Source organism: Corynebacterium sp. MSK195 (assembly GCF_030228885.1).
In the GTDB taxonomy this organism is placed as follows: Bacteria; Actinomycetota; Actinomycetes; order Mycobacteriales; family Mycobacteriaceae; genus Corynebacterium.
In genome coordinates, this window is sequence record NZ_JASPGT010000030.1 from 1 (window position 1) to 2,358 (window position 2,358).

2 protein-coding genes and 1 pseudogene are annotated in these 2,358 nt (G+C 55.8%); all 3 read right to left on the reverse strand.

Annotated features, from left to right (window positions below):
* Window positions 1-653: pseudogene (locus QP909_RS11600) on the reverse strand (HNH endonuclease signature motif containing protein); the annotation flags it as partial.
* Window positions 654-837: 184 nt separating this feature from the next.
* A complete protein-coding gene (locus tag QP909_RS11605; protein WP_284767314.1) occupies window positions 838-1,971 on the reverse strand; it encodes a hypothetical protein in 1,134 nt (377 codons plus the stop codon).
* A complete protein-coding gene (locus tag QP909_RS11610; protein WP_239279157.1) occupies window positions 1,971-2,198 on the reverse strand; it encodes a tRNA 2-thiouridine-synthesizing protein in 228 nt (75 codons plus the stop codon). The genes QP909_RS11605 and QP909_RS11610 overlap by 1 nt, the downstream gene beginning before the upstream one ends.
* Between the last annotated feature and the right edge of the window lie 160 nt (window positions 2,199-2,358).

The window sequence follows — 2,358 nt, forward strand, 5'->3', positions numbered from 1 at the left end:
GCGATGATGGTGGCGGTGGCACTATCGCAGGTCAAAGATAGTGTGGTGGTGTTATCCGGGTTGTAGTTGATGCGCAGACGCGGTTCGGGTTGTTGTTCTTTGTCTTCGGGGCGCAGGTGGGTGTCGATGAAGGTGCGGATGAAGCGGCGCAGATCCGCGTCGGTGGGGACTGTTTGGTTGGGTGTGGTGGGGGTGAGGAAGTCTGCGAGTGCGGCGTCGATGGCTTCAAGATGCTCTGGGTTATCTTCAAGCCTGTTGAGTTCGCGATCGATGATGCGCAGTTTGATCAGGTCGAGTATCCAGTGCTGGCCTTGGACTTCGGTGACTAGGGGTAGTTGGCGCATGCGGAAGTGGGCGCGCAGGAAGCCTAGGAGTTTGTTGTAGGAGATGCCGAGGTCTTTGGCGAGGCTGGTGAGGCTCAGGTCGACGTCGTCGTCTAGTTGGGGGAGGATGGCGCGGTAGAGGAACCAGGAGGTTTTGCGTGTGTAGGTGCCGGCTTTGCCGATGTGGTTGCCGGGTGCGTTGGTGGTGTAGAACGCTTCCGGCACATCACCATCGTCTAGGTGATCGATGTCGGGGTGGTCACCTATGAGGAGGGTGTCTGGGTAGTCGAGGGTTGTATCTGGTTCGGGTCGGGTGAGTGTGGCAGTCATGGGGCGGGGCACTCCAGCAGAGAAGAACAAAGTTCGTATGTGTTTTCTAACGAGTGCCTTTATAGTATCCCGGCTGGTGGACATGTGTCCCCTGTGGGGGTGTTTATGTTCGAATAGGCTCCCCTAAATCCGCAGGGATCCCGAGAGTCGCGCCACGACCAGCAACGGGGGTAAAAGCAAAGGTTTAGGGTTGGGCGGCGTCGGCAAGCTGGTTGCGAATTTCAGGGCAGTCAGCAAACTTTCGCTGTAGGCGACCTAAGAAGTCCTCAAATGAAGCCAGGTCAGCTACCTTCTGAACTTTCCCGAGCAACCCATACGCTTGGTCGCGACCATAGGCATTTTTTGTTTCCAGCTTATCCTCTATAAGTTGCAGAAGAACGGGAATGGTCTCGTCCGGTAGGTACGGAAGAAGTTGTTCTGCCACATTGCGTTGGAGCCCAGCGTCCGAGGCTGTCGCCCATGCTCGTTGCGGATCGCGTAGGCACTGATACTGAAACATTGCAAGATCCCAGGGCTTATCGCACAGCCGAGCCTCGATGTGCTCCACTACGCTATCCCCCACCGCCGCAAAAAGACCTTTCGCTGTCGAAAGCCGTGGAAACGCGTCGAAAACTCGCTCATTGACGTAAGGGCTGCGGTGAGGAAAGTGGACGTCGGTAATCGCGGCCCAACCACCAGCAATATTGAACGTTTCCTCAGCGGGGAGGATTCGCATCGCTTCTTCCGAGTACGTGTAAGCAAGGTCGAACCGGCCGATCTCCGAAAGCCCGCTAATGAGCTGCTCGTATCCGTCCGTGTGGGTACGAAATACCTCCTCGACAGAACCGGAAAGCACTCCTAACCGACGACCCACATACTCACCCTGCGCACGCTCGCGCAGCTCTTTGAGGCCTGCAGGTCCTAAAGCCTCCGCGTACTGTACGGGGTCGATATCAACCTGCTCCGCATACGGCGATTCAAGAACGCCCAAAAGCCACTCGACTAAGCGCAGCCCGTCGACCTGGGCCAATCGGGCGGCCTGAGGTAGTTCCTGGGCCAAGCGTTCCGCGCTCCAGATCACGGACCCAAATGGATCATTAGCCAGCGGCAACTGTAGCAGAACCTCTTCTAGCGCCCGTTGCGCGACCGGGAAGACATCGTAAGGCTCTATTGACTTGACGCCTTGGCTGGTCAGGTGTTGAGGCTCATCAATTGCCACATTCAAAAGCACACCGGCCTGCCACACCTGGTCGGCGTACGCCCGTGAATCGTCAGGGTCAGTCAGATTCAAACCGGAGGGGTTTACAAGGGTGTTGGTTGCTTCGTCAAGCGTCTGCACTACTTCTGGCATTCCTTTAGATCCGCGAGAAACTCCTTAAGCGTTTCCGTGAGCTCCCAGATTTGGTTACGCTCCTCCTCAAACATGCGGTCAACGAGGAAATCCACGCCGACCAAATCATCCGGATGCAAGCTATCCAAATAAGCCAGGAGCTTATCGACGCCTTCGAGTCCAAGAATTCCTTGCTCGACCTGGTCCGCCACATAAGAAATTTGCTTTTGGTCCATGGTGAGGAGAATAGCAAAACGTGAAAAAGAAGGAGGCGGTGGTTTGCCGTCTCCTTCTTGTTGTTCCAATATGAAGTTGTTTGTTGTTGTTTGGTGTCGGCGGTGACTTACTCTCCCACAACCTCCCGGTTGCAGTACCATCAGCGTGTGCAGGCTTAGC

Excerpts from the sequence above, each read along its gene's own strand:
- QP909_RS11610 (WP_239279157.1), bottom strand. The coding sequence starts at position 2,198 with ATGGACCAAAAGCAAATTTCTTATGTGGCGGACCAGGTCGAGCAAGGA.